Origin of the sequence: Micromonospora sp. NPDC048871, assembly GCF_043198155.1 — a bacterium.
GTDB lineage: Bacteria > Actinomycetota > Actinomycetes > Mycobacteriales > Micromonosporaceae > Micromonospora.
Window position 1 is genome coordinate 74,069 of the sequence record NZ_JBICUM010000003.1, and the last position, 25,036, is coordinate 99,104.

Genomic DNA, 25,036 nt, shown 5'->3' on the forward strand with positions numbered 1-25,036 from the left:
TCGAAGCCGCCCTGGGCGGTGCTCAGAGGCCACCGGGCAGTCGGCCGGGAGCCAGCCGGTGGGCCGGGTCAAGGTGTTGTTTGACCGCGCGGAGCCGAGCCAGGCCGACCAGTTCGCCCCAGAGGTCGACCGCCCGCCGGACGGCCGGTGGTGCGGAGAGCACCACGCAGCGGCCCTGACGGGCCAGGAGCACACTGCGGACGGCGGCCAGGATCGCCGCCACCCGGTCGGGTGGCAGCACCCCGGGCAGGGCGGCGTGCACCACCCCCAGACCGGCCGAGCCACGGACCGGAATCGGCGCCCCGGCCGCGTCACGCAGCGCGTACACCGCCGCGTGCAGATCGGTGATGGGCACCTCCAGCCGCAGGGCGGTGTCGCCCGGGGCGAAGGGATAGCTGCGCCACCAGGCGGGAGCCGACCGGGCCACGGTGGTGCGGGCACCGAGCAGGGAGACCATCCGGTCGCTCCGCTCCGCCACCTCGGAGGGGCCGCCCTCCAGCAGCACCACCAGCGACCCGGCTCCTCCCGGGCTGGCCGGGGACCGACCGGTCATGGAGGGATGGCGGGCCATCGCGGCGGTCCTAGGGTCCCACTGTGGGCGGTCCCTGCCCCCGGCCGGCAGGTCCAGCTCGATCGCGGCCGGTTCCAGGCGGGCGGCGAGCACCGCCCGGATCAGGTCGTGCACCTCCAGGGGGGTCCACACCGGTCGGGTCACCCAGACCCGGCTGGCCGGCAGGGCCTGCACCCGCAGGGTTGCGCTGACCAGCACGCCGAGGGCCCCTTCCGAGCCGCACAGCAGCCGGGCCTGGGCCAGCCCGGCGGCCCCGCCGTCGACCTCGGTCAACTGCCCGTCGGCGGCCAGGTAACGCAGGCTGACGAGTTGGTCGCAGGCGGTGCCGTGCCGGTGCCGCAGCGGACCTGCCTCGTCGGCGGCGAGCACCCCACCCACGGTGGCACCGGGCGAGGGGGCGTCCACCGCCAGGCGTTGACCGGTGCGTTCCAGGGTGGCCTGGACCGCGCGCAGGGGGGTGCCGGCGCCGACCTCGGCGGTGCGCTGGCCGGGCGGCCGGTGCCCGATGCCGGCCAGTCGCCCGGTGTCCAGCATGATGTCCAACCGCTCCGGCGGGGCACCCCAGTCGATCTTGGTCCCCGCGCCGCGCGGGACCACGGCCAGGTCGTGTCGTGCGGCAAGCTGGAGCACCCGGGCGGCCGCCTCGGCATCGCCGGGCACGGCCACCCAGCGGGCCGGGCGCCCGGCCACCTCGTCGGCCGGGCCGGCGAACCGGGCGAAGCGGGGACCGCAGATCTCGGTCAGGCGGCGGGCGATGTCCAGGGCACCGGAACCGCCGGTGGAACGTGCTGGCACCATGCCGCGATCGTACATCTGTTCGAACGATTCGGTAGGTCTTTGCTACGTACGGGAGCGGAGCAGGGCCGGTAACGTGACGCCGTGACCACCGAGACCCCCGCACCCGTGGCTAAGCGGGTTCCCACCGAGCGAGTCCACCACGGCGACACCGTCGTCGACGAGTACGCCTGGCTGGCCGCTAAGGACGACCCGGACACGATCGCCTACCTCGAGGCCGAGAACACCTGGACCGAGCAGCGCACGGCCCACCTGTCCGGGCTGCGTACCGAACTGTTCGAGGAGATCCGTCGGCGCACCCAGGAGACCGACCTGTCGGTACCGACCCGAAAGGGCGGGTACTGGTACTACACCCGCACCGAGGAGGGCCGGCAGTACGGCGTGCACTGCCGGCGGGCCGTCCGCGACGGCGAGACCACCCCCCCGATCAGCGCCGACGGTGCCCCGCTGGAGGGTGAGGAGATCCTGCTGGACGGCAACCTGTTGGCCGAAGGGCACGACTTCTTCGCCCTGGGTGCCTTCGACGTCAGCCCCGAGGGGCGCTTCCTGGCCTATTCCACGGACTTCTCCGGCGACGAGCGGTACACCCTGCGGATCAAGGACCTCACCACCGGGGAACTGCTGCCCGACGAGATCCCGGGCACCTTCTACGGCACGGCCTGGTCGGCCGACGCCTCGGTGCTGTTCTACGTGACCGTGGACGAGGCCTGGCGGCCGCACCGGGTCTGGCGCCACCTCATCGGTACGGCCGCCGCCGACGACGTCGTCGTGCACGCCGAGGAGGACGAACGGTTCTGGGTGGGGGTCGAGTTGACCCGCTCGGAGCGGTTCATCCTGATCGACATCGCCAGCAAGATCACCAGCGAGGTACGGGTCATCCCGGCCGACAACCCGACCGGTGAACCCGCGGTGATCGCCCCCCGTCGGCAGGGCGTCGAGTACTCCGTGGAGCACCACGGGCACCGGTTCCTGATCCTGCACAACGACGGCGCCGAGGACTTCGCCCTGGCGTACACCTCGGCGGACGCCCCGGGCGACTGGGTGCCCATGATCGAGCACTCCCCCGGCACCCGGCTGGAATCGGTCGACGCCTTCGCCGACCACCTGGTGATCACTCTGCGCAGCAACGGCCTGACCGGCCTACGGGTGGTGCCGCTGGACGGCGGCGAGGCCCACGACATCGAGTTCCCGGAACCGCTGCACACCGTGGCTCTGGACGGCAACCCGGAGTACCGCACGAGCCGGCTCCGGCTGCGCTACACCTCGTTGCTCATCCCCGACTCGGTGTACGACTACGACCTGGCCACCCAGGAGCTGACCCTGCTGCGGCGCCGTCCGGTGCTGCCCGGCCCGGACGGACGGCCCTACCAGCCGGAGGACTACGAGCAGCAGCGGGAGTGGGCCCTGGCCGACGACGGCACCCGGGTGCCGATCTCCCTGGTCTACCGTCGGGACACCCCCCGCGACGGCTCGGCCCCCTGCGTCCTCTACGGCTACGGGTCGTACGAGGCCAGCATGGACCCCTGGTTCTCGGTAGCCCGGTTGTCCCTGCTGGACCGTGGGGTGATCTTCGCGGTGGCCCACATCCGGGGCGGCGGTGAACTGGGCCGACGCTGGTACGACCACGGCAAGATGCTGGCCAAGAAGAACACCTTCACCGACTTCGTAGCCTGCGCCCGGCACCTGGCCAAGGCCGGCTGGACCGCACCGGACCGGCTGGTCGCGCGGGGCGGCTCGGCCGGGGGCCTGCTGATGGGCGCGGTCGCCAACCTGGCCCCGGACGCCTTCGCCGGCATCGTCGCGCAGGTGCCCTTCGTGGACGCCCTCAACACGATCCTCGACCCCTCGCTGCCGTTGACCGTCACCGAGTGGGAGGAGTGGGGCAACCCGCTGGCCGACCCGGAGGTGTACGCCTACATGAAGTCGTACACCCCGTACGAGAATGTGGCGCCCCTGGACTATCCGGCGATCCTCGCGATGACCAGCCTGAACGACACCCGGGTGTTCTACCACGAGCCGGCGAAGTGGATCGCCCGGCTCCGCACCGTGGCCCCCCAGGGTGACTACCTGCTCAAGACCGAGATGGAGGCCGGGCACGGCGGCCCCAGTGGACGCTACGACGCCTGGCGGGAGGAGGCGTTCATCAACGCCTGGACCCTGGACCGCCTGGGTCGCGCCTGACCGGTCCCGTAGCCCTCTCTCTGCGGCGCCGGCCGCTCACCCGCTGCCGGCGCCGCGCCGCCACCCTCCGGGGCCTGCCGGAGAGAAGCTCATCTGCGCCCCCTGCCCTGACCTGACGTACGGTCCGGCCGGGGGGAATAAGGAGTCGCCGGTCGTGGGGGCGGGCTTCCCGCCGGCCGAGTCGGGCTGTGCGAGCTGGTGAGGCTCGCGAGGTGTGGATTACCGGACGGGACCCGCTCTGGCCGCGCGGCCCGCTCCGCCACCTGCTGTCCGGCGACGGACGTCCGGGCAGGAGTCCCCGGCGGGCTCACCGCCGGATGGTCGTCGTCGTACGTCCGCACAGGTGTCGTTCGAGCGCTCGCGGACGGGGTGTGCGTGGCCTCCTGTTGCTCGTCGGGGCGAGGGCTCCTGTCGTACCGGTCGGCGACCCAGTCGGCCAGCGCGACCATTCTCGCGACATCCTGCATCTGCCGGGGATCCTCGTAGAGTCTCTGCAGGTCAGGGTCGCCGGAGACGAGGTACGCGGCGGCGATGGCCTGCTGTAGTCGTTCCTTCTCGTGCTGGAGCAGGTTCTCCTCCTCGTTGAGGGTCGCTTTCCAGCTCTCCACCTGCGCATCGGTGATGGGCTTCCGGGGTTCCGGTGCCGGCTGACTAGGCGCGGGGGGCGACTCGTCCTTACCGGGTGCGGGTGGCTGGGAGCTTTGCGTCCCACCGCCCGGTCGGTTCGCCGCGGATTGCTCAGACCCGCGCATCGGCTCACTGGACCCGACCCCCCGCGCATGATCATCCGACGCCTGCGGGTTCTGTCCCCCGGCACCGGCCTGCCCTGCCGCAGGGGCCAGTCGGGGCTTCGGCGCCGACTCGCTGATCTCGAAGCGGCGGAACAGGCGCAGAAACCGTTGCACGGCAACGTCCAGCCAGCCTGACCGGCCGCCCTTCAGGTGATCGTCGACCCGGCTCGCAGCGAGGTCACGGACCTTCTTGATCTGACGTTCGCTCAGCTGCGGCGGGCCGTCGGCCGGGCCACGATCGGTCCCGCGACTCGCGCGATCGTTCTCCACCGCGAGCCGGAGATCCCGGTCCAGGGCTCGTTGCGCGTCGAGCAACCCGGGGGACGACTCTGTGGGCAGTTCCTGCATCCGTATCCACATGCCGTCACCAACGGGCCGACATGGTGGATGGTTCAGGTAGGGCCGGGCATACCCCAGTCGGTGGATCCAGTCGGCTGGGGCCGCGACAGACCGTTCAATAGCGTCGTCGGCATGACACCGGTACCAGCGACCCACCTCGCCCAGGCCCTGCGCCATCGCCGATATCCGCTGACCAGCTGGCCGTGGCGAGGCCTGGCCTATCTGCTGACCAGTGTGCCGCTGGCCAGCGTACTCTCGCTCGGGCTGCTCGTGGTGTTGGCGCCGCTGGTTGCCGCCATGAACGCGGTACGCGACGGGCGGCAGGTGTCGCTGGCGCTCGGCGTGGCCCTGGCCATCGGCGCGTTGACCATACTGGCGCTGGCACCGCTGCTCAGCGTCCCGGTGTCGGCGTTCGAACGCTACCGGCTCGGCCTGATCGACGACCGTCCGCTGCCGCGAGTGCCGTGGCGTGGTCTCACCGCCCGGTACACCACCGGCGCGGCCTGGCGGGAGGCCGGTTACCTGTTCTTCCTCGGCGGTGCCGTGCCCGTGGCGTACTGGCTCTTCGCTGTCCTCGTGACGCTGGACGTCCTGCTGATCGTCAGCCCGTTCATGGTCAGGCCGGGCGACACGGTGGTGGTGCTCTGGAACACCGCGGAGACACCCGCGCAGGCCGCACCGTACGCGATCGTCGGCGTGCTGCTGCTGCCGGTGCTGTGGTACGCGGCCGGTGCGCTCGCCGCCGCTCAGAGTGCCGTCACCCGATGGCTGCTGGTCTCTGACGGGACCGCGCTGCACGAGGTGTCCCGCTCCCGGGCCCGCCTGGTCGACGCGTACGAGGCGGAACGTCGGCGCATCGAGCGCGACCTGCACGACGCCGCCCAGCCCAGGCTCACCAACCTGGGCCTCCAGATCGGTCTGGCCCGGCTGGACGTACCCGATGACTCGCCGGCAGCCCGGCCGCTGGACATCGCGCATGAACAGGCCAAGAGCCTGATGGTGCTGTTGCGGCAGATCGTCCGGGGCATCCGCCCGCAGAGCCTCACCGATCTGGGCCTGGCCGGTGCGGTACGGGAACTCGCCGACGAGTCGACCGTCCCGGTCGAGGTGCACGCCGACCTGCCGCGACACCTGCCGGAGGCGGCCGAGACGATCGCGTACTTCGTGGTGTCGGAGGCGCTCGGCAATGTCGCCCGGCACGCCGAGGCGACCCGGGCCGAGGTCCGGCTCACCGACACCGGAGGTGATCTGGTCGTCGAGGTCACCGACGACGGGCGGGGTGGCGCGAACCCGGTCCACGGCACCGGCCTGACCGGGCTCGCCGACCGGGTCGCCGCCGCCGACGGGCGGCTCCTGCTGTCAAGCCCGACCGGCGGCCCGACGGTGCTGCGGGTGGAACTACCGTGGTCGGTGTGACCCGGGTCGTGCTCGCCGAGGACGAGGTGCTGCTGCGCGAAGGGCTGGTGGCTCTGCTCACCCGGTTCGGCTTCGAGGTGCTCGACGCCGTCGGCACCGCCCCGGCGCTGCGGGAGGCGGTCCGCACCCACCGGCCGGACCTGGTGGTGACCGACATCCGGATGCCCCCGGGGCACCGCGACGACGGGCTGCGCGCGGCGGTCGAGCTACGCACCGAGCAGCCGGCCCTGGCCGTGGTCGTGCTCAGTCAACACGTGCAGCCCGAGTATGCCGCCGCGCTGCTGGACAGCGCCGACGGGCGGCGGGTCGGCTACCTGCTCAAGGACCGGGTCGCCGAGGTCACCGAGTTCGTCGACAACCTGCGTACCGTCCTGGCGGGCGGCACGGTGGTCGATCCGGACGTGGTCCGGCGGCTGCTGAACCGCCCGCGCGACCCCCTGGCCGCCCTGACCGTACGGGAGCGGGAGGTGCTGGTGCTGGTCGCCGAGGGCCGGTCGAACGCGGCCATCGCCGCCCGGCTGCATGTCACCGAGGCCGCCGTCGGCAAGCACATCGGCAACATCCTGGCCAAACTCGGTCTGCCGCCGGACGACGACACCAACCGTCGGGTGCTGGCGACCCTGACCTACCTGCGCGCCAACCCCGCCTGAGTCTCCGCTGTCATCCGAGGGCGACGAGGTCGCGGCTGAAGGATCGGCCGGTGCCGCCGATGCGGACGGTCCCGTGGTAATTGAGCAGGTGTCCGCTGCCGCTGAGCGCGATGACCCGCGCCGGAACGCCCTGGGCGGCGAAGACGGTCACCTGTTGCCCCCGTGCCATGGCCGCCGTCCGGACCCGCAACAGCGCGGAGAGGGCGGCACAGTCGAGAAACCGCAACTTCTTCAGATTGAGCGTCAGCTGGGCGACCCAGTGGGGTGCCAGGAAGGCGGTGAGGCCCTGCTCAAGCTGCTCGATGGTGGACAGGTCGGCCTCGCCGACCAGGGTCACGTGCCGGATGCCCGGCCGCATGTCGCGATAGTCGAATCGCAGCAGTTCGTCCATGGTGTGACTCGGTCCCCGCCCTGGCGAAGGGCATGTTGTGGGCCGGAGAGGTTGCCACCTTCAATCCGGCGCCGGGGAGGACAGAGCTTGCACGCGGCAGTGCCGACCTCGACGTGGTGCTTTGGACACCAGTTCGACCGTACCCGGCCCTGACCTCTCCTGCCAGTTCCCACCGTCTGTGACTCAGTGCCGACGGAGGGCCACCACGGCTACATCGTCCTGAATCTCGTCGGGGGCCAGTTCGTCTAGCAGCCGCTGACAGAACCGGTCGAGGTCGGCGTCCACCCGCACGGCAGACCCGGCCAGCGCGTTCAGGCCCTCGTCGATGGTGATGTCCCGCCGTTCGATGAGGCCGTCGGTGTAGAAGACGATGGTCGCCCCGCGCGGCAGCACGAACTCCAGGTCTGCCGGGCGCGGTGCCCGTACCCCGAGCAAGGGTGCGGAGTGGTGCACGTACTCGGTCTTGCCGTCCATGCTGATCAGCGGCGGCAGGTGACCCGCGCTGGCCAGCCTGACCTGCCCGGTGGCCGGGTCGAGCAGCAGTACACAGATGGTGGCCAGTTCGGTGGGCAGCAGCGTACGCATCAGCTCGTTGACCCGGTGCAGGATCTCACCCGGCTGGTGCCCCTCCACCGCGTACGCCCGCAGTGCGTGCCGCAGCTCGGCCATCACGGTCGCGGCGTGCAGCGAGTGGCCCGCCACGTCGCCGATCGCCATCAGCAGGTGACCGTCGAGCATCACCAGCTCGTAGAAGTCGCCCCCCACCTCGGTACGGGCGCTGGCGGGCTCGTAGCGGACGGCCAGATCCAGCCCGGCGATCGTCGGGATGCGCTGCGGGAGCAGACTGCGTTGCAGGGTCACCGCGATGCGGTGCTCCTCGTCGAAGGATCGCTGGGCCTCGACCGCGGAGGCCACCGCCTGGGCCAGTTGACGAAGCACCGGGGTACGGGCGGTCTGGGTGGCGGTCGGCACCACGACATAGAGGGGGGCCCGGTCATCGCGCAGCCGACCGGCGGCCACCGTCACGGTGTCCCCCGCCGGCCAGTCCACCAGGGCCCAGTCGGCCGGGTCCTGCACCCGGACGGTGGCGCCGACCGGGGTGTCGCTGTCGTCGACGACCCACGGCACGATGCGGCTGGGGGCACCCGGGCCGGCGCAGACCCCGGCGATGCAGTCGCCGTCGAAGGTCTCGGCTATCACCGCGGCGGGGCTCTTGAAGATCTCCGCGGTGCCGGCCGCCGCCGCTCCCAGCAGCCGGGCGAAGTTCGGCGCGGCGTGTACCGCCACCGTGGTGTCCGCCAGCCCGGTGAGTCGTTCCGCGAGCAGTTCGGCGCGCTGCCGTGCCTGGTAGTAGCGCAGCACGGCGTGGGCGGTGGCGACGAGTTCCTCCGGGTCGATCGGCTCCGCCAGGTACGCGTCCGCCCCCCGGGTGAGGCCTTGGGCGCGGTCGGCGGTGTCGATGGCGTGTGCGGACACGTGAATCACCGGCAGGGCGGGGCGGACCGACTTGATCCGTTCGCAGACCTCGAACCCGCTGAGGTCCGGCAGCCGCACGTCGAGGACCACCAGGTCGATCGGATCCACCTCGACCTGGCGCAGGGCCTCGCCGCCGTTCTGGGCCTCGATCACGGTGAACCCGGCCCGGGTCAGCCAGTTCACCAGCAGGTAGCGCTTGGTCCGGCTGTCGTCGACCACCAGCACGGTCGGCGGGGAGTCCATGTCACATCCCGTTCGCCGGCAGGGTGACCGTCAGGGCGCTGCCCCGGCCGACCTCACTGGACAGTTCCAGGGTGCCGCCCAGCAGGGTGGCCAGCCGCCGGGCGTACGGCAGACCCAGGCCGGTGCCGCCGACCCGGGAGGGGCCGGGCACCTGGTAGAACTCCTCGAACACCCGGTCCTGCAACTCCGCCGGGATGCCTGCGCCGGTGTCGGAGACGACGAGTCTCCAGCTGTCGCCGGACCGCTCGGCGCGCAGCCGCACCTCACCCCGGGCGGTGAACTTCAGACCGTTGTGCAGCAGGTTGCGCAGCACCTGGGCGAGCAGCATCTCGTCGGTACGGATGGTGGCGGGGGTGGGGGGTTCCTCCACCACCAGGTCCACCTCGGAGGCGGTGTGCAGGGCCCGGAGGGTGCCGCGTAGCTGACCGAACAGGGCCCGCAGGTCCACCTCGGTCCAGTTCGGTTCCAGTCGACCGGACTCCGCCTTGGCCAGATCCAGCAGCTCGTTGACCAGCGAGAGCAGATCCGAGGCCGAGGATCGGATCAGGCCGACCTGGCGTTCCTGCTCCACTGTCAGGGGGTCGGAGGCGGAATCGGTGAGCAACCGGGCCAGCCCGATGATCGCGGTCACCGGTGCCCGCAGTTCGTGGCTGACGTTGGCCAGGAACCGGCTCTTCGACTCGCTGGCCGAGCGCAGCTGCACGGACTTGTCGTCCAACTCGGCGTACAGGGCCACCACACCCCGGTTGGTCTCCTCCAGCTCGTCGGTGAGCTGATGATAGAGCGCCAGTACGCCCCGGTTGGTCTGCTCCAGTTCCTCGTTGAGCCGCGCCAGTTCGTCGCGTTGGGTGCGTACCTCGTCCAGGGCGGCGATCAGCTGCGAGTTCTGGGCGGCGAGTTCCTCCTCCGCGGTCCCCGGTGCGCTCTGCCCCAGTTGGGCCCGCAACTGCTCAAGGCCCTGTGGGGTGAGCGACTGCGCGGTGGCCGGGATACGTCGTGACATCCTCACGACCGTATCCCCCGCCGGAGCCACCACGGTCAACGTGTCCACCAGGCGCGCCACCGCACCGGACTGCGGCTCGTACCGCCCCTGCGGCAGTGGGCCGACCGGAATGAGGTCGACCCGCAGGTGGTGTCGCCCGTCCGGGGTGTCCGCGATGGCGAACACCACATCGGCACCGCCGACACTGCGCAGCAGGTCCCGGGCCACCTCACTCAGGGCGGTGGCGATCCGGACCTGGTCCTGGTGCTCCAGGCCGAGCGCGGTGGCCACCTCCCGGCCCCGCTGGCGAACCACGAAGATGTCCTGCTCCACCCGCAGGGTCATCTGCAACAGCGGTTCGGCGTTCATCACCAGGACCTCGCCACCAACACACCGGCGTCGTCGCGCCGGACGCCGGCCTCGCGCAACAGGGTGGCGGCCACCACCAACGGTGACCGCCCGGACAGTCCGGGCTGGTCGGCGAGGCGCCAGCGGTCGACCACCCCGTCGCTGTGCATGACCAGCAGGCTGCCGGGGTCGAACGGATACTCGTACTGTCGGATGGCCGGGCGTTGATGTCCGGCGATGCCGGGCAGGGAGACCAGCCCCCGCTGCCGACCGTCCCCGGTGGCAACCACCCCGCTGATGTTGCCCAATCCGGCGTAGCGCAGCAACCCGGTCGCCGGGTCCGGCTCGGCCACGGCCAGCGCCGCGCCACGGGTGTGCGACAGGGCCCGATGCAGGTGGCCGACCACCTCGGCCGGGGCGGCGTCCGGGGCGGCCCGGAAGGCGGCAAGGGCGGCGTCGGTGGCGGCGGCGGCCAACGGCCCGTGCCCCAGGCCGTCGGTGACCAGCAGCTGACGGCGTACGCCGACGATCCGCCAGGCGTATCCGTCTCCGCTGACCGTCTCCCCGGTCAGCGGCCGGGTGATTCCGCCGGCCCAGGGCCGTTCGGTCACCGGGTCGGCGAACACCTGCACGACGATGACCGTTCCTCGACCCGGCCGCGAGTACGCGTCGAACCAGCTGGCCTGCCGGACGATCGCCCCCAGGCCGATACCCAGGGTGCCGGTGGTGGAGTGACCGTCGCGGGCGGAGTCGGTCAGGTCGGCCATGCCGGGCCCGGAGTCGACCGCTACCAGTTCCACCCCGGCGTCCAGCTCGCGGCGTACCGGCCGGAGCAGCAGCACCCCGTCGTCGGCGTGCTTGATCAGGTTGCTGGTCAGCTCCGCCGTGACGATGGCCAGGTCGGCGATCCGGCTGTCCGGCAGCCCCAACTGCGCGCCCAGGCGTTCGGCCGCCCGTCGCACCGCACTGCCGGCGCTGCCGGTCTCCACCCGGAACCAGGTGCCCCGGTCGGAGACCGGTTCGGCCGTCACCGGGACCACTTGGTGATGGTGATCCTGGTGCCCTGACCGGGCGCGGTCTGGATGTCGAACTCGTCCACCAACCGCCGGGCCCCGCTGAGGCCCAGGCCCAGACCGCCACCGGTGGTGTACCCGTCGGTCAGGGCGAGGTCCAGGTCGGCGATGCCGGGGCCGGAGTCGGCGAAGACGATGCTGATGCCGGGACGGCGGCCGTTGTCCACGACGGCCACCTCGACCGTGCCACCGCCGCCGTAGACCAGGGTGTTGCGGGCGAGTTCGCTGGCCGCGGTGACCACCTTGGTCTGGTCTACCAGGGAGAGCTTGACGGCCACCGCCACCGTACGCACCAGTTGCCGGACGCGTACCACGTCCTCGTCGCTGCCGACCGTCTGCGCCTGCGGCCGGCTCAGGTCGACCCCGCTGGTCACGGCGACGCCGTCAGCTCGGGGTCCAGACCCTCGTCATGCTCGTCGTACTGGTCGTCGCGGTTGGCCGCGATGAGTTCCATGCCCCGCTCGACGTTCAGTGCGGTACGGATGCCGTTGAGGGACAGTCCCAACTCGACCAGGGTGATGGCGACCGCCGGACGCATCCCGACGACCACCGTCTCCGCGTCGAGCACCCGGGAGATCGAGGCGATCGTGGACAGCATCCGTCCGACGAAGGAGTCCACGATGTCCAGCGCGGTGATGTCGATGATCACCCCGTGGCAGCCGGTGGCGACGATCCGCTCGGCCAGGTCCTCCTGGAGGGCGATGGCCGTCTGGTCGGACATGTCGACCTGGATGGAGACCAGCAGAATGTCGCCGATCTTGAGGATCGGCACCCGTTCCATCACGCCTCCCGACGCGGCTGGCGGCGACCGGTCTCGACACCGGTGAGCCGCAGCACATGGCGCAGCGCGTCGGCCAGACTGGCCTTGGTGGCGATGTCACCGAACTCGATGCCCAGGGCGACGATGGTCTGGGCGATCTGGGGTCGGATGCCGGAGATGATGCAGTCGGCGCCCATCAGCCGGGCGGCCACCACGGTCTTCAGGATGTGCTGGGCGACCTGGGTGTCCACCGCCGGCACCCCGGTGATGTCGATGATCGCGTACGGCGAGCTGGTGTCCACCAGGGTCTGCAGCAGTCGCTCCATGACCACCTGGGCGCGAGCCGAGTCCAGGGTGCCGACCAGCGGCACCGCCACCACGCCTTCCCAGAGCTTGACCACCGGAGTGGACAGCTCCAGCAACTGCTCGGCCTGGTCGGCGATCAGGCTCTCCCGGGTCCGTACGAAGCTCTCGAAGGTGAACAGGCCCATCTGGTCGACCAGGGTGCCGAAGGCTACGTAGTCGCGCAGGGTCCCGGCGCTCTGGTCGGCTTCCATCACGCTCAACAGGGCGTCCTTGAGGGCGAACACACCGGTGGCGGTCTCGGCGGCGGAGAAGCCCTGGCGGGCCTGCCCCCGGGACAGTTCGGCGAGGACCGCACGCAGTTCGGTGGCCTCCTCGGCGGCCAGGTCGGCGGCGCCCTTACCGAGCGCGTCGACCAGGGCGCGGTGCAGCTCCTGCACCTGCTGACGCAGTTCGGTCTGGCTGAGACGGCCACGAAGCTGCGCCGCGACGACCTCGGTCCACCGTTGCGTGACCTGATCGACATGGCTGGTTAGCAGACCAGCCAGCCGGCCGCTTTCGTCAGTGCTCAACGCCATGACATAACCCCCTCGAACCGGACCGGCCGGACTCTATCACCGCCGACCCGAAAACTACTTGCCCCACAGCAAGTGAAGGTCGGCGGGCACTCGATCTCGTGCCCGTTCTGCGTACCGAGGCTCCGGTGGGATACCGTTCCACCGATAAACAGGAGGTCTGGCGAATGTCCTTGACGGTGCACACGGAACAGCGCGGTGACATGGTCGTTGTGGCGGTCGCGGGCGAACTGGACATGGCCACCGCGCCGCAGTTGCAGGACCAGATCACCGACCTGCTCGACAAGGGGCGCAGCCGGCTGGTCTTCGACCTGTCGGAGGTCTCGTTCTGCGACTCCACCGGCCTGTCGGTGTTCGTCCGCGCCAAGAACAGCTGCGACGAGGCCGGCGGAGTGGTCCGGCTGGCCGCACCGCAGCGCGGGGTGCTGCGCATCCTTGAGGTCAGTGGCCTGGTGGAGGTGCTGCACACCTACCCCACGGTCGACCAGGCGGTGGCGGGCGAGGCCACCCCGGCCACCTCCTGACTCCGACCCATCAGCGCTCGTCCTCGATGTATCCGGGACGAGCGATGACCATTCCCGCCCCCGTCTGCACCGCCAGAGCCAGCAGCAGCAGACCGAGCGGCGCCGTCCAGCCTCCGGTGGCCTCGTAGAGGATGCCGACCAGTAGCGGCCCCAACGCCGCGATCACATATCCCGTGCTCTGCGCGAAGGCCGACAGGGCCACCGTGCCGTCGGCGGTACGGGCCCGCAGCCCGATGGTGGTCAGGATCAACGGGAACGCCCCCTGGCCACAGGCCAGCAGCAGCACCCACAGCAGGGCCGCGTCCCGGGGCGCGAACGCCAGGCCCAGATAGGCCGCCGTCGAGGCGGCCGTCAGGGCGAACACCAGGGGACGCAGGTTGCTCATCCGGCCGGCCAGGGTCGGCATCAACATCGCGATCGGTACCCCCAGGGCGGTCACCCCGGCGAGCAGCAGTCCGGCGTCCTGGGCCCGGAAACCCGAGTCCCGGAAGAGTTGGGCCAACCAGCCCATGATCGCGTACCCGCTGAGTGACTGGGTGCCGAAGTAGACCGCCATCGCCCAGCCGAGCCGGGTACGGCCGGGGCGGACGATCAGTCGGGCGCCGGCGGCACCCCGGGTCGCGCGCCGTGCGGCACCCCGGCTGCGCAGCGCCGCCGGCAGCCACGGGAGTACGGCGACCGCCGCCATCGCCGCCCAGACCCCCAGCCCCGCCCGCCAGGAACCGAAGGCGTGCGCGACCGGCACCGCCGCAGCGGCGGCCGCCGTCGTGCCGGTGACCAACGCCATCGTGTACGCCCCGGTGACCAGCCCGGTGCGGTGCGGGAAGTACTGCTTCACCAGCATCGGCATCAGGATGTTCGCCACCGCGATCCCGGCCAGCGCGAGCGCGCTGGTGAGCAGGAACACCAGCGCGGAGTCGGTGACCACGCGCAACACCTGACCGACGGCGAGGGCCAGCATCCCCAGGACCAGCAGGCGGGCTGCGGAGAGTCGGCGGACCAGCCAGGGGGTGGCCGCCCCCAGCGCGGCGAAGGCGATGGTGGGCAGGGTGGTGACGAAGCCGGCCTGGGTGCCGGACAGGGCCAGGCCGACGCGTACCTCGTCGAGCAGGGCACCGAGGCTGGTGACGGCGGCCCGCAGATTGAGCGCCACGAGCAGCATCCCGACCAGCACCAGCAGGCCACCGTGCAGGCGCGGCGCGGTGGTCTCCTCCTGGGTGGTCGACCCGTCGGCGGTGGTCTTGTCCTGGGTGGTCGACCCGTCGGCGGTGGTGGCGGCCGCAGCGGGGACGGGTGACGGAGGCATGACCTCGAACCTACAATCATGGGATGAATTCCGGCGAGAGGTGGTGACCAGTGCCACCGGCAGTCGACTCCGCCCCGGCGCCGCCCCGGGGACGGCGGATCCAGCAGACGATCACGCAACTGCGGGCGCGCATCCTGGCCGGCGAGTGGCCGGTGGGCAGCCGGATCCCGACCGAGCCGCAACTGGTCGAGGCCCTCGGGGTGGGGCGCAACACCGTACGGGAGGCCGTCCGGGCCCTGGCCCACGCCGGGGTCCTGGAGTGCAGGCAGGGCTCCGGCACGTACGTCATCTCCACGGACGAACTGGCGCCCGTGGTGGCCCGACGGCTCACCGACGACCGGATGACCGAGGTGATCGAGGTACGCCGAGCCTTCGAGGTGGAGGCCGCCCGGCTGGCCGCTCGTCGGCGTACCCCTGAGGACCTGGCCGCCCTCGACGAGGCGCTGGCCGCCCGCGAGGCGGCCTGGCGCGGCGGCCGGGTCGCCGAGTTCGTCGAGGCCGACGCGGCGCTGCACACCGCGGTCGTCGCGGCGGCGCACAACGGCATGCTCGCCGAGCTGTACGCCTCCATCGGGGCCGTCCTGCGCAGCACCGTCACCCAGGCGATGGGCGGAGCCCTGACCCCGGACCGGCACGTCGACCACGCCCGTCTGGTGGCGGCGATCCGGGCTGGTGACCCGGATCTCGCCGCCCGGGAGGCCGGCGCATTTCTGGAGCCCCGATCCGGGGGCATAGGTTGTCCTTGACGAACCCGGGACACCTCAGGAGTACGAATGCTCAAGGGTTTCAAAGACTTCATCATGCGCGGCAACGTCGTCGACCTGGCGGTCGGTGTCGTCATCGGTGCCGCGTTCACGGGTGTGGTCACCCAGCTCACCAAGTCTTTCCTGGATCCGCTGATCCGGGTCTTCGTGGTCCTGGTCACCGGCAGCGACAAGGGGTTGGAGGGCACCGCACCGACGATCCAGGGCATCCCGTTCGACTGGGTCGCCTTCGTCAACGCCCTGATCACCTTCCTGCTCACCGCGGCGGCGCTGTACTTCCTGGTCGTCTTCCCGATGAACAAGCTCGCCGAGCGCCGCAAGCGGGGCGAGGAGCCGCCGCCCGCCGCGCCGAGCGAGGAGGTCAAGCTGCTCACCGAGATCCGCGACGCCCTGGTGGCCTCCGGCCGGACCACCCCGGCCCAGCAGCGCAGCGCCCTGGACGACGCACTCGGCTCGCGGGAGGAACCGCCCACCGGGCGCTGAACCCGACAACCGCAGGTCACCCGTACGGGGAATGCCGCCACGCGCCATCCTGAATCGAACACATGTTCGATAGAGTCCCTGGCCATGGAGCAGCGAAAGCACTGGTGGAACGGGAAATGGGGGCGCCTGGCCCGGCGGGACGTCTTCCTCCGGACGGACGCCGACCGGTGGTACGTCGAACAACGGGCCGGCGGCGCCGAGGGAGTCTCCCGCTTCTACGAGTACGACACCCTCGACGACGCCGAGGAAACCATTCGCGCCCTGCTCCACCCCGCCGACCCCTGGCGCGAACTCTCCCCCCGCCCCCCATCCCCCTAAGCCCGCTCCCCGCCCTCCCACCCTGCGCTTGTTGATCAAGAAGTTTGCGTCTGGATTTGCCGGATCCATGACGCAAACCTCTTGATCAACTCGGTTTTGGAGGGGTTGGTGGGCGGGTTTAGGGGGGTTGGGGGGCGGGAAGGGGTGGGGGATGGAGAGGCAGGGGATCGATCAGCAGGGGATCGTTTCGCGGGTGACCACCGGGATGCGGGTGGTGGATGTCGCCGGGCGGGACGTGGGGACCGTCGATCTGGTGCAGCGGGGTGATCCGAATGCGGTGACGGTGCAGGCGCCGACCGCCGACCCCGGCGGCAGCCTGGACGAGTTGATCGAGTCCGCCAGCACCGAGGAACCGGACGTCCCCGCCGACCTGGCCGCCCGCCTGCTGCGCACCGGCTACCTCAAGGTCTCCACCGACCTGGTACCCACCGGCGCCGTCTACGTGCTCGCCGACCAGATAGCCAGCGTCACCGACCGTGAGGTCCTCCTCAGCGCCCTGACCGCCGACCTCCCCGCCGAGGACTGACCCCCACCCGGCCTAGCGACCGATCACGCGGTCGACGCTCTCCTGGCGCAGGGTCGGCGCAGGGCCGGTGGGCACGGCGGACGAAGGCGCCGCTGGCGTGGGAGGCGCTGGCGTGGGAGGCGCTGGCGTGGGAGTCGCTGGTGCGGGAGGCGCTGGCGTGGCAGTGGGTGGCGTGGTGCGGCGGCGGCGGAAGATCAGCAGCATCAGGCAGCCGGCGATCAAGCCCCAGAAGGCGCCGCCGATGCCGGCCAGGGAGACGCCGGAGGCGGTGACCACCAGGGTGACGACCGCCGCTTCCCGCGCGTCGGGGTCGGCCAGCGCCGAGGTCAGTGAGGTGGCCAGGGCACCGAGCAGGGCCAGCCCGGCGACCGCCTCGATCAACACCGGTGGCGCCCAGCCGACCAGGGTGGTGACCGCTCCGGCACCCAGCCCGAGCAGGGCCAGGCCGACACCGTTGGTCACCGAGGCGATCCAGCGACGATTCGGGTCGGGGTGGGCCTCCGGTCCGGCGGCCAGGGCGGCGGTGATCGCGGCCAGGTTCACCGCATGTCCACCGGCCGGGGCGGCGACCAGACTGGCCAGCCCGGTGGCCCGCAGCGCCGAACTGAGGGGCGGCCGATAGCCGTAGCCGACCAGGACGGCCGTGCCGGGCACGTTCTGCGCGGCCATGGTGACCAGGAACAGCGGCAGCGCCAATCCGACCATCGCGGTCAGGCTCCACTGCGGCGCGGTGACCTCGATCACCGGACGTAGTCCACCGCCACCCCCGCCCGAGGTGGTCAGGGCGATCGCGCCGGCCGCCACCACCAGGGCACCGGGCACCGCCCAGGGGCGGGCGAAGCGGTGCAGCACCAACCAGCACACCAGCACCGGGGCGGCCAACACGGGCACCTCGACGAGGGCGCGTACCGGTGCGGTGCACAGTGGCAGCAGCACCCCGGCGAGCATCGCCCCGGCGATCGGCTTGGGGATCGCCGCGACGGCCCGGCCCAGCACCGGGAAGAGGCCGGCGGCCACGATCAGCAGCCCGGAGACGAGGAAGGCACCGACCGCGACCGGCCAACCGCCGGGCATCGGGCCGGTGGCTACCAGCAGCGCCGCGCCGGGTGTGGACCAGGCCACGCTCATCGGCAGCCGGTGCCGCAGGCCCAGCCAGGCGGCGCAGAGGCCGGACATCAGGCAGAGTACGAGCAGCCCGGAGGCGGCCTGACTCTCGGTGGCCCCGACCGCCCGCAGGCCGGCCAGAACCACGGTGAACGAACTGGCGAACCCGACCAGCGCGGCCACCGCGCCGGCCAGCACCGGTTGCATCCGATCCGCCATACCCCACCCTCAATCGTTCCATTTACGGAACAGCACCGTGTAGCACGATAGCGGGGTGCCGTACTCAGCAGCATCAGACCCCCTACCGGTCGCCGACTCCGGTCAGCCCGGGGCGGCAGAGGCGGATCCCGCGGCGATCGGCCGCCGGGTCCGTGCCCTGCGCGAGGCCCGGGGGATCTCGCTGTCCGCGCTGGCCCGGCAGGCCGGGGTGGGGAAGGCGACCCTCTCCGGACTGGAGAACGGCCTCCGCAACCCCACCCTGGAGACGTTGTACGCGATCACCGCTCACCTCGGCGTACCGCTGGCCGCCGTGCTCTCCGAGGCGACCAGCGAACCGACCGTACGGGGGGCGGCCGTCAGCGCCACCCTGCTGGAGGTCTTCGAGGACTCCGAGGTCACCTACGAGCTGTACCGGATGCGGGTGGCCCCCGGGCCGGGTCAGCTCTCACCGGCCCACCAGGCCGGGGTGACCGAACATGTCACGGTCTTCACCGGAGCGCTGCGCGCCGGTCCGGTCGACGCCCCGCTGACCGCCACCGCCGGTGGCCACCTGCGCTGGACCTCCGACGTGCCGCACATGTACGCCGCCGTCGGCGACGAGGAGGTCACCGCCAGCCTCCTCCTGCGCTACCCCCGCCGGTAGGCCCGCGCCGTTTCGCCGAAACCGCGGGGTACGGGGCTGCGGGATGCCGCCGTATCGCCGAAACGGAGTCGATCTCCGGCTCAGCCGTCGCGGGTGGCGGTCGGGGCGGCGACGGCGAGTCGTTGGCGTACCGCCCAGAGCGCCGCCTCGGTACGCGAGGCCGCACCGGTCTTGCGCAGCAGGTTCGACACGTGCACCGTGACCGTGCGTACCGAGATGCCGAGGGCGCGGGCCACCTGCTTGTTGGACATCCCGGCCACCAGGCAGTCGAGCACCTCGACCTCCCGACCGGTCAACTCGACCGTGGCAGCTACCGGAGAATCCGGACCGTCAGCGATCCGCGCAGCGGGCACAACAGCAACGTCCGACACCCCAGCGGCGAGCAGGGTGGCGGGATCCGCTCCGGCGTGCGCGGCCAGCAGTTCGGTGAGGGCGTACGGGTTGCCGCCGGTGTGCTGCCAGACCCGGTGCACCAGCCCGGGATCGGCGGCCGACCCGGCGTACACCTGGTCCAGCACCTCGGCGACCTCGGCGGGGCGCAACGGGCCGAGATGCTGGCGCACGACGCCTCGTACCCCGCAGAGGCGGGCCAGGGTGCGGCCGGTGAGGGCGGGTGCGACCGCGTGGGCCGCGGGCCTGGTCGCCACCATCAGCAGGGCCGGCAGCCCGTCGGCGGTGGCCAACTCACCGATCAGGTTGAGGCTGGCCGGGTCCAGGGCGTGCAGGTCCTCCACGACGAGTACCGCCGGACCGGCGCCGACCAGGGCCCGGACGGTCCGTACGGCCAGCCGGAGTAGGGTGCCGGGGGCGTAGCGCTCCGGCGGGGCGGTGGGCTGCTGGGCCAGCCAGGCCAGCGCGTCGACCGGAAGATCAAGTCGGCTGGTGTCGCGCCCGCTCAGTACGGCGGCCAACCAGTCGTACGGGGCGGGACTGTGCAGCCGGGCGGCTCCGCTGAGCACCACCTCGGGCCGGGGGGTGAACCCGTCCAGGGCGGCGGCTACCAGCAGGCTCTTGCCCACTCCCGCGCCGCCGGTGACGACCGCGACAGCCGGGGACCGACGGTTGCCGTCCACCACGGTGGACCACGCTCGGCCCAGCTCAGCGAGCTCACCGGCGCGCCCGACCATGGACACGGGCAACATTCCTCAACCCTACGCAGTAGTGCGTAGAGACGCGGGACAGGTCTTCTTGGCAAGCTTGACCCATGACGCTGATCCTCCGCTCGGCCATCCTCAACGACATCGGCCTGGTTCGGACCAACAACGAGGACTCCGCGCTCGCCGGCGAGCGCCTCGTCGCGGTGGCCGACGGCATGGGTGGACTTCCTGCCGGTGAAGTGGCCAGCGAGATCGTCATCCGGATCCTGGACGAGCTGATCCCGCCCACCGCCCCGGACTCCGCCGCCGACGCGCTGCGCGCCGTGGTGAGCACCGCCAACCAACGCATCCATGCCGCGATCGCCGCCGACCCGGCCCGCGACGGCATGGGTACGACCCTGACCGCCGCCCTGCTGGCCGGGAACACGCTGGTGCTGGCTCAGGTCGGCGACTCCCGTTGCTACCTGCTCCGGGACGGTCGCCTGACCCAGTTGACCCGCGACGACACCTTCGTGCAGGCGCTTGTCGACCAGGGGGCGCTGACCCGGGACCAGGCCCGGCAGCACCCGCAGCGTTCCCTGGTGACCCGCGCGGTGCAGGGCGCGGACGCCCCGCCGACGCTGGGAATGTTGACGGTAGCCGCCGGTGACCGACTGTTGCTGTGCAGTGACGGGCTCTCCGACTATGTGACCGACGATGCGATCGCGGCCACCCTGGGGCTGCACGCCGATCGCCACCAGTGTGGTGAGCAACTGGTCAAGCTGGCCCACCAGGCCGGTGCGCCGGACAACGTCACCGTGGTGATCTCCGACGTCATCGACGACTGAGGCCGCCCGGGTTCATGACCCGAGGGCCGCTGCACGCCATCGGGTCACCGCCCTGCTGATCGTGAGGGTGGCCGGGGTGTTCGGGGTCCGCCTGCGGCGACGCCGACACCTGACCTGAGATCAGTAGGGGTTGCCGTGACCGGCGACCCGGGCCCGGGTGAGGGCGGCCGGACGCCCCGGCAGGGTGGGGGCGGCGGACAGCGGCGGGCCGTCGGTGTGGGCCCGCTCGGCCATGCCCGCGAACAGCTCCTTGAGGGCCTCGATCGCGGTGACCCGGGGCCGCCAGCCCAACTCGGTCTCGGCCCGCTCGCTGGACATCAGGGGTACGTTCAGCGCCAACTCCACCCACCCGGCGTCGACCGGTTGCAGCCGGGCCCGCCAGGTCAACGCCGCGGCGGTACGCAGCACCGGGGCGGCCACCGGCACCGTCCAGCCGTGGAAGTGCCGAGCCACCAGCTCCGGGGTCAGCACCGGGTCCGTGGCGACATTGAAGGCGCCGCGCGCATCACCCAGAACCGCCCGGGCGTACGCGTCAGCCACGTCGTCGGCATGCACCGCCTGCATCCGCAGCCGCCGGTTGGCCGGCACCAGCGGCAGCCGCCCGAACCGCAGCAGCCGCACCGGCACCAGCGGCCCGAGAAAGTACCGGCTGATCTCCGTACCGGCCTCCCGCTGAAAAATCAGCCCGGGACGCAGCCGTACCACCCGCAACCCCGGATGGGTCCGCTCGATCCCGTCGAGCATCTCCTCCACGGCCGCCTTGTCCCGGCTGTACGACGAGGCCGGCACCCCGGTCGCCGGCCACCGCTCGCTTACCGGCGCGTTCTTCGGCCCCGGCGCGTAGGTGCCGACCGAGGAGGCGTACACCAGGGCCGGCACCCCGGCACGCAACACCGCGTCGACCACCGCCCGGCTACCCTCCACATTGGTACGACGCAACACCCGCCGGTCGTGGCTGGGCTGAATCTGCCAGGCCAGATGCACCACGGCCTCCGCCCCGGTGAAAACCTCCGTCAGCTCCTCCGCCGCACCGGGCAGACCGATGTCACACGAGTGCCACCGAACCCCGTCGTACGGCTCCCCCGCCCCCGCCGGAGGCAGCCGCCGGGCCACCCCGATCACCTGGATGTCGCGCTCGCGCCGCAACCGGCGCAGCAGCGCCGTACCCATGTTCCCGCTCGCCCCCACCACCACGATGCGCATGCTCGGCCCGTACCCGATAAGTCGCCGCCCACGCCTGCGCGGATCACGGCGTCAGGAACCACACCGATCCGGGTTTGCTCAGGTGAGGTCGACGACGATCTTGCCTCGGACCCCGCCCTGCACTGAGCACAGGTCCGCCCAGACCTCAGCTCGGCCCTACCGAGCGAGCAGTGCTCCGAGCAAGCAGGCGAAGGCGGCGACCGAACTGACCGCACGGACCAGGTTCCACCGCACCCAGGGCCCCTCGAACCGCCGCCGGATCGCCGCCAGATCCGCGCTCGCGTCGACCGACCCGGCGGCGTCCAATCGATCGTTGAGCGGCACGTTCGACCGCATTGTCACAGCGAAGGTGACCAGATGGCAGACCAGTGCGGCAACCAGCCAACCGAGCACCGTACCGCCCGCACCGAAGTGACCGAGCACCGCCGCCACGACCAGCAGCGGCCCGCCGAGAAACACCGACAGGAACCAGCCGTTGAGAATCTTCCGGTTGATCGACTGCATGGCACCGACCAGGGTCCGGTCATCGGTCGCCCCAAGACCCGGCATAACCGAGCAGGCGAACGCGAAGAACAACCCGGCCACCAGCCCGGTGCTGAACGTCGCCCCAGCCAGCACGACGATGCGGATCGACTGCGACATGATCAACCTCCCCGCATCCCGAGTGACGACCGCCCGATCCTGCCAGCCGGGTGCGAGTCGCTGATGGCGCGGCACTGTCGTCCGGCCGGATCCGGGGGGTCTGAGCATCGCGCGCCGGGCCACGGGGGTCAGGTAGCCTGTGGGCCGCGGGCCGCTAGCTCAATGGCAGAGCTGTGGACTTTTAATCCATAGGTTCAGGGTTCGAGTCCCTGGCGGCCCACTCTCCCGCATGTCAGCGGCCCTGACCGAGCTTCTGAACGCCGCGATCAGGGCCGGTACAGCAGTAGGTAGTTCACCGGTCCAGCGCGTTGAGCGCGTCACGGGGGGCGGCCAAGCGCCACGGTGCAAGTGTCCGGCAGCGGCAACGTGGCGTCCGAAGCAGCCGTCTTTCGTCTCCTGGTGCAGCAACTCGGCACCGACCCGCTGAAGCTGCCGATCGATAGTCAACTCCCCCTCTAGGTCGACGTCCGCCCAAGTGAGCCCCAACATCTCGCCCTTGCGCAGCCCGGGCACCAGGACCAAGACGTACGCGGCGTAGAGCGGATCGTCTTCGGCGCGAGCCGACTCCAGGAAGCGCCGCGCCTCGTCGCTCGTCCACGCCTTCCGCCTGCGCTTCCGAACCGATGGCAGCTTGACCAGGGATGCGAAGTTTCGGCTGATCAGCCCCTCGTTGATCGCCTGGACAGCAGCGTCCGGAGCACGGGTCCGCAGGTGCGTGACGCTGGTCGGCGACGGCAGGTCCTGGCAGCAGCGGCCAAGCGCACAGCGACGACGGTGGGCAAGCTCTGCCGCTCGTCCGTGCCTTCGGTTGTACAAAGCGAAAGTTTTGCGTCCGGTCCGGATGAAGATCGGAGTTATGCCAGGTCTGCCCTGTCCCAGCCTGGCGGAATCCTCTCCAGGCCGATAAGGACGTCCAGGCCGAGGTGTTCTTTCAACATGTGCTTAAGGTTGCGGCCCTCGATGATTTCGATGCGGCCATTTGCGGCGGCGAAGTCGCGGCTCGCCTTGCCCACCCACGATGTAGTGACTAACACACCTTTGGCGGCTCGCTTGTGATCCATCACTCCGGCAAGTGCGTGTACAGCTTCAAGGCCGACGATTTTGCTGTACCGCTTAGCCTGGATGATGCAAAGCCCGCCCACGATTGGATCTTCGTTGACAGCGACACCGTCGACGCCTTCGTCTTTGGACGCCTGCGTCACCCAGGACTTCATTCCAATGCTCTCGAATAGTCGACGGATAAGGTGCTCGAACTCTCCGGGAGAGAGCGTAAGTAGATCCGTCCGGCTATCCAGGCCAGCAACGACGTCCATCTCGTCAACGAACTTGTACTTCGAGAGGTCGAAGGACACTACTGGCCGGACGCCTTCCAGGTCGTACGGATGTGGGGAAACAATGGCGTTCAGGTGGCTGCGAAGACACAGCACTGGATCCAGCTCTGGCTCATCGAGCTGCACCATGGCGAACTTGTCCCGCTCCGCACCTACGCTCATCAGCAGTGGCCGAATGGCGCGGCCAGTCGCTTTGTCCTTGGTTGTGGCGTAGCCGTTGAAGACGATGCCGGTTACGAGTTCCGAAGGCGTTGCCTCGAAAGCTTCGGATATGGTGCGCAATGTTAGCCGCGCAAGGAGGTCGCCGTAGAGCTTCTTAGTCTCGGGTTCCTTGCGCGGGACGGCAACCATGCCCTTCCCCGTTGTGTAACGGTAGGCAACGACGGTTGGCACGACATCCCGGAGCGGTAGTTCGTACTCGATCAGCAGTTCTCTGGAGGCAGGGTCGTAGTGAGCGGCAGCCTTGCCTGTCAGGCCCTCCGGGTATCGGGACTGGGCGAGTACGTGTTGCAGGCGCTCAACAAACGCGGGTGGTCCGCCGTTCGACAGGGCCGCCGCAAGTTCTAGGGCATACTCGCTGGCTCGCCTGTTTCTCCGGGCCAGCAGCTGGCCGTACTCGGCAACCTTCGTACTGATGGCATCGGTTCGAAATTCGGCCTCTGCGATCTTGCGGGCGTGCGCCTCCCGCTCCGCCAGGCGCTTCACGGCGGACTCCTCCTGCGCCTTTGTACGGGCATCAGCAGCTCGGCGTCGCTCCTCGGTGCGTTCGCGCTGGACAGCTTCCCGGGCTGCCTTCGCCGCCGCCTGGTCGGCGAGACGTTTCTCCTGCAATTGATGTCTTAAGCGCGCTGCCTCGGCTTTCTTCGCCGCAGCCTCCGCTTGCTTTGCCTCCCGGCGCGCCTCCGCTTCCTGACGCTTTTGCTCGGCAATCAGCTCACGGTGCCAGCGTGCCTCTGCTTGCGCCTGCAACTTCTTGGCCTGCTTGCGGGCGTCGAGCATCTGAGCAATCAGGCCCTTACGTCGCGCCATACGTCCTCCGAAGCTCCACCAGAGACAGACACGACCGTAACCCACCGACAACGCAGTGAGAAGCTTGCGCAACTCTATGTAGTTGAGGTACCGCAGCGGTTCGGTGCCGTTGGTCGGATACTTGCC

General features: G+C 70.7%; 25 protein-coding genes and 1 tRNA gene. 11 read left to right on the forward strand and 15 right to left on the reverse strand.

Going from position 1 to position 25,036, the window contains the following annotated elements; genetic code table 11:
• Positions 1-22: 22 nt before the first annotated feature.
• The gene (locus ACGFIK_RS09210; protein WP_393338632.1) at positions 23-1,369 is read right to left on the reverse strand and encodes an FAD-binding oxidoreductase; all 1,347 of its coding nucleotides are present in this window, start codon (positions 1,367-1,369) and stop codon (positions 23-25) included.
• A gap of 81 nt (positions 1,370-1,450) precedes the next feature.
• On the opposite strand from ACGFIK_RS09210, the gene ACGFIK_RS09215 reads away from it, so the two are divergent.
• A complete protein-coding gene (locus tag ACGFIK_RS09215) occupies positions 1,451-3,547 on the forward strand; it encodes a S9 family peptidase (protein ID WP_327023282.1) in 2,097 nt (698 codons plus the stop codon).
• Between the two features lie 89 nt (positions 3,548-3,636).
• Here the strand turns inward: ACGFIK_RS09215 and ACGFIK_RS09220 are convergent, their stop codons facing one another.
• Entirely contained in the window at positions 3,637-4,686 is a 1,050-nt protein-coding gene (locus ACGFIK_RS09220; protein WP_393338635.1) for a hypothetical protein, read from the reverse strand.
• A 123-nt stretch (positions 4,687-4,809) separates the two neighbouring features.
• Between ACGFIK_RS09220 and ACGFIK_RS09225 the strand changes: the two genes are divergently transcribed.
• Together ACGFIK_RS09225 and ACGFIK_RS09230 are read left to right on the forward strand one after the other, a co-directional pair.
• The gene (locus ACGFIK_RS09225) at positions 4,810-6,093 is read left to right on the forward strand and encodes a sensor domain-containing protein (RefSeq protein ID WP_327023283.1); all 1,284 of its coding nucleotides are present in this window, start codon (positions 4,810-4,812) and stop codon (positions 6,091-6,093) included.
• Complete coding sequence (locus ACGFIK_RS09230) at positions 6,081-6,743, forward strand: response regulator transcription factor (RefSeq protein WP_327023284.1); 663 nt, start codon at positions 6,081-6,083, stop codon at positions 6,741-6,743. The genes ACGFIK_RS09225 and ACGFIK_RS09230 overlap by 13 nt, the downstream gene beginning before the upstream one ends.
• 10 nt (positions 6,744-6,753) lie before the next feature.
• Here the strand turns inward: ACGFIK_RS09230 and ACGFIK_RS09235 are convergent, their stop codons facing one another.
• The 7 genes from ACGFIK_RS09235 to ACGFIK_RS09265 form a co-directional block, all read right to left on the reverse strand.
• Positions 6,754-7,134, reverse strand: coding sequence for an STAS domain-containing protein (locus ACGFIK_RS09235; protein ID WP_393338638.1), 381 nt, complete (start codon positions 7,132-7,134; stop codon positions 6,754-6,756).
• Between the two features lie 183 nt (positions 7,135-7,317).
• On the reverse strand, positions 7,318-8,853 hold the full coding sequence (locus ACGFIK_RS09240; RefSeq protein ID WP_393338640.1) for a SpoIIE family protein phosphatase: 1,536 nt from the start codon (positions 8,851-8,853) through the stop codon (positions 7,318-7,320).
• 1 nt (position 8,854) lies between these two features.
• On the reverse strand, positions 8,855-10,204 hold the full coding sequence (locus ACGFIK_RS09245) for a sensor histidine kinase (RefSeq protein ID WP_393338642.1): 1,350 nt from the start codon (positions 10,202-10,204) through the stop codon (positions 8,855-8,857).
• Positions 10,204-11,223, reverse strand: a complete 1,020-nt coding sequence (locus ACGFIK_RS09250; protein WP_327023288.1) for a SpoIIE family protein phosphatase — start codon at positions 11,221-11,223, stop codon at positions 10,204-10,206. The genes ACGFIK_RS09245 and ACGFIK_RS09250 overlap by 1 nt, the downstream gene beginning before the upstream one ends.
• Entirely contained in the window at positions 11,211-11,630 is a 420-nt protein-coding gene (locus ACGFIK_RS09255) for an ATP-binding protein (RefSeq protein ID WP_327023289.1), read from the reverse strand. Before ACGFIK_RS09255 ends, ACGFIK_RS09250 begins: the two co-directional genes overlap by 13 nt.
• On the reverse strand, positions 11,627-12,037 hold the full coding sequence (locus ACGFIK_RS09260) for an STAS domain-containing protein (protein WP_393338646.1): 411 nt from the start codon (positions 12,035-12,037) through the stop codon (positions 11,627-11,629). The genes ACGFIK_RS09255 and ACGFIK_RS09260 overlap by 4 nt, the downstream gene beginning before the upstream one ends.
• Positions 12,037-12,897 carry an STAS domain-containing protein gene (locus ACGFIK_RS09265; RefSeq protein ID WP_393338648.1) on the reverse strand — a complete coding sequence of 287 codons (861 nt, stop codon included), beginning with the start codon at positions 12,895-12,897 and terminating at the stop codon, positions 12,037-12,039. The genes ACGFIK_RS09260 and ACGFIK_RS09265 overlap by 1 nt, the downstream gene beginning before the upstream one ends.
• A 164-nt stretch (positions 12,898-13,061) precedes the next feature.
• On the opposite strand from ACGFIK_RS09265, the gene ACGFIK_RS09270 reads away from it, so the two are divergent.
• Entirely contained in the window at positions 13,062-13,418 is a 357-nt protein-coding gene (locus ACGFIK_RS09270; RefSeq protein ID WP_327023291.1) for an STAS domain-containing protein, read from the forward strand.
• Between the two features lie 10 nt (positions 13,419-13,428).
• Here the strand turns inward: ACGFIK_RS09270 and ACGFIK_RS09275 are convergent, their stop codons facing one another.
• Positions 13,429-14,580 carry an MFS transporter gene (locus ACGFIK_RS09275; protein ID WP_393338986.1) on the reverse strand — a complete coding sequence of 384 codons (1,152 nt, stop codon included), beginning with the start codon at positions 14,578-14,580 and terminating at the stop codon, positions 13,429-13,431.
• Between the two features lie 194 nt (positions 14,581-14,774).
• Here ACGFIK_RS09275 and ACGFIK_RS09280 point away from each other — a divergent pair, with 194 nt between their 5' ends.
• The 4 genes from ACGFIK_RS09280 to ACGFIK_RS09295 all read left to right on the forward strand — a co-directional run bounded on the left by ACGFIK_RS09280 (position 14,775) and on the right by ACGFIK_RS09295 (position 16,815).
• On the forward strand, positions 14,775-15,470 hold the full coding sequence (locus ACGFIK_RS09280; protein WP_393338652.1) for a FadR/GntR family transcriptional regulator: 696 nt from the start codon (positions 14,775-14,777) through the stop codon (positions 15,468-15,470).
• Positions 15,471-15,497: 27 nt separating this feature from the next.
• Positions 15,498-15,971 (forward strand): large conductance mechanosensitive channel protein MscL, encoded by a 474-nt coding sequence (gene mscL, locus ACGFIK_RS09285; RefSeq protein WP_327023294.1) that lies wholly within the window; start codon positions 15,498-15,500, stop codon positions 15,969-15,971.
• 84 nt (positions 15,972-16,055) lie between these two features.
• A complete protein-coding gene (locus tag ACGFIK_RS09290) occupies positions 16,056-16,289 on the forward strand; it encodes a hypothetical protein (RefSeq protein WP_327023295.1) in 234 nt (77 codons plus the stop codon).
• 151 nt (positions 16,290-16,440) lie between these two features.
• Positions 16,441-16,815: a hypothetical protein gene (locus tag ACGFIK_RS09295; RefSeq protein WP_393338655.1), complete on the forward strand. Its 375-nt coding sequence runs from the start codon at positions 16,441-16,443 to the stop codon at positions 16,813-16,815.
• 12 nt (positions 16,816-16,827) lie between these two features.
• Here the strand turns inward: ACGFIK_RS09295 and ACGFIK_RS09300 are convergent, their stop codons facing one another.
• On the reverse strand, positions 16,828-18,138 hold the full coding sequence (locus tag ACGFIK_RS09300) for a benzoate/H(+) symporter BenE family transporter (protein WP_393338658.1): 1,311 nt from the start codon (positions 18,136-18,138) through the stop codon (positions 16,828-16,830).
• A 55-nt stretch (positions 18,139-18,193) separates the two neighbouring features.
• Here ACGFIK_RS09300 and ACGFIK_RS09305 point away from each other — a divergent pair, with 55 nt between their 5' ends.
• Positions 18,194-18,781 (forward strand): helix-turn-helix domain-containing protein, encoded by a 588-nt coding sequence (locus ACGFIK_RS09305; protein WP_393338661.1) that lies wholly within the window; start codon positions 18,194-18,196, stop codon positions 18,779-18,781.
• An 80-nt stretch (positions 18,782-18,861) separates the two neighbouring features.
• Here ACGFIK_RS09305 and ACGFIK_RS09310 read toward each other — a convergent pair whose 3' ends face one another.
• Positions 18,862-19,923 carry a LuxR C-terminal-related transcriptional regulator gene (locus tag ACGFIK_RS09310; RefSeq protein ID WP_393338664.1) on the reverse strand — a complete coding sequence of 354 codons (1,062 nt, stop codon included), beginning with the start codon at positions 19,921-19,923 and terminating at the stop codon, positions 18,862-18,864.
• A 62-nt stretch (positions 19,924-19,985) separates the two neighbouring features.
• Between ACGFIK_RS09310 and ACGFIK_RS09315 the strand changes: the two genes are divergently transcribed.
• A complete protein-coding gene (locus tag ACGFIK_RS09315; protein WP_327023299.1) occupies positions 19,986-20,705 on the forward strand; it encodes a PP2C family serine/threonine-protein phosphatase in 720 nt (239 codons plus the stop codon).
• A 120-nt stretch (positions 20,706-20,825) separates the two neighbouring features.
• Here ACGFIK_RS09315 and ACGFIK_RS09320 read toward each other — a convergent pair whose 3' ends face one another.
• Positions 20,826-21,908, reverse strand: coding sequence for an NAD-dependent epimerase/dehydratase family protein (locus tag ACGFIK_RS09320; protein WP_327023300.1), 1,083 nt, complete (start codon positions 21,906-21,908; stop codon positions 20,826-20,828).
• A 156-nt stretch (positions 21,909-22,064) separates the two neighbouring features.
• A complete protein-coding gene (locus ACGFIK_RS09325) occupies positions 22,065-22,550 on the reverse strand; it encodes an anthrone oxygenase family protein (protein ID WP_327023301.1) in 486 nt (161 codons plus the stop codon).
• Between the two features lie 148 nt (positions 22,551-22,698).
• On the opposite strand from ACGFIK_RS09325, the gene ACGFIK_RS09330 reads away from it, so the two are divergent.
• Positions 22,699-22,770: transfer RNA gene (locus ACGFIK_RS09330), tRNA-Lys, on the forward strand.
• Between the two features lie 634 nt (positions 22,771-23,404).
• Here ACGFIK_RS09330 and ACGFIK_RS09335 read toward each other — a convergent pair.
• Positions 23,405-24,910: a restriction endonuclease gene (locus ACGFIK_RS09335; protein WP_327023302.1), complete on the reverse strand. Its 1,506-nt coding sequence runs from the start codon at positions 24,908-24,910 to the stop codon at positions 23,405-23,407.
• Positions 24,911-25,036 lie beyond the last annotated feature (126 nt).

What these genes read in the sequence shown, in the direction of transcription:
- ACGFIK_RS09210 (WP_393338632.1), bottom strand. Translation starts at nt 1,369, where the DNA reads ATGGTGCCAGCACGTTCCACCGGCGGTTCCGGTGCCCTGGACATCGCC.
- ACGFIK_RS09220 (WP_393338635.1), bottom strand. Translation starts at nt 4,686, where the DNA reads ATGCAGGAACTGCCCACAGAGTCGTCCCCCGGGTTGCTCGACGCGCAA.
- ACGFIK_RS09225 (WP_327023283.1), top strand. Translation starts at nt 4,810, where the DNA reads ATGACACCGGTACCAGCGACCCACCTCGCCCAGGCCCTGCGCCATCGC.
- ACGFIK_RS09235 (WP_393338638.1), bottom strand. Translation starts at nt 7,134, where the DNA reads ATGGACGAACTGCTGCGATTCGACTATCGCGACATGCGGCCGGGCATC.
- ACGFIK_RS09240 (WP_393338640.1), bottom strand. Translation starts at nt 8,853, where the DNA reads ATGGACTCCCCGCCGACCGTGCTGGTGGTCGACGACAGCCGGACCAAG.
- ACGFIK_RS09245 (WP_393338642.1), bottom strand. Translation starts at nt 10,204, where the DNA reads ATGAACGCCGAACCGCTGTTGCAGATGACCCTGCGGGTGGAGCAGGAC.
- ACGFIK_RS09260 (WP_393338646.1), bottom strand. Translation starts at nt 12,037, where the DNA reads ATGGAACGGGTGCCGATCCTCAAGATCGGCGACATTCTGCTGGTCTCC.
- ACGFIK_RS09265 (WP_393338648.1), bottom strand. Translation starts at nt 12,897, where the DNA reads ATGGCGTTGAGCACTGACGAAAGCGGCCGGCTGGCTGGTCTGCTAACC.
- ACGFIK_RS09270 (WP_327023291.1), top strand. Translation starts at nt 13,062, where the DNA reads ATGTCCTTGACGGTGCACACGGAACAGCGCGGTGACATGGTCGTTGTG.
- ACGFIK_RS09275 (WP_393338986.1), bottom strand. Translation starts at nt 14,580, where the DNA reads ATGCTGCTCGTGGCGCTCAATCTGCGGGCCGCCGTCACCAGCCTCGGT.
- mscL (WP_327023294.1), top strand. Translation starts at nt 15,498, where the DNA reads ATGCTCAAGGGTTTCAAAGACTTCATCATGCGCGGCAACGTCGTCGAC.
- ACGFIK_RS09290 (WP_327023295.1), top strand. Translation starts at nt 16,056, where the DNA reads ATGGAGCAGCGAAAGCACTGGTGGAACGGGAAATGGGGGCGCCTGGCC.
- ACGFIK_RS09295 (WP_393338655.1), top strand. Translation starts at nt 16,441, where the DNA reads ATGGAGAGGCAGGGGATCGATCAGCAGGGGATCGTTTCGCGGGTGACC.
- ACGFIK_RS09300 (WP_393338658.1), bottom strand. Translation starts at nt 18,138, where the DNA reads ATGGCGGATCGGATGCAACCGGTGCTGGCCGGCGCGGTGGCCGCGCTG.
- ACGFIK_RS09310 (WP_393338664.1), bottom strand. Translation starts at nt 19,923, where the DNA reads ATGTTGCCCGTGTCCATGGTCGGGCGCGCCGGTGAGCTCGCTGAGCTG.
- ACGFIK_RS09315 (WP_327023299.1), top strand. Translation starts at nt 19,986, where the DNA reads ATGACGCTGATCCTCCGCTCGGCCATCCTCAACGACATCGGCCTGGTT.
- ACGFIK_RS09320 (WP_327023300.1), bottom strand. Translation starts at nt 21,908, where the DNA reads ATGCGCATCGTGGTGGTGGGGGCGAGCGGGAACATGGGTACGGCGCTG.
- ACGFIK_RS09325 (WP_327023301.1), bottom strand. Translation starts at nt 22,550, where the DNA reads ATGTCGCAGTCGATCCGCATCGTCGTGCTGGCTGGGGCGACGTTCAGC.
- ACGFIK_RS09335 (WP_327023302.1), bottom strand. Translation starts at nt 24,910, where the DNA reads ATGGCGCGACGTAAGGGCCTGATTGCTCAGATGCTCGACGCCCGCAAG.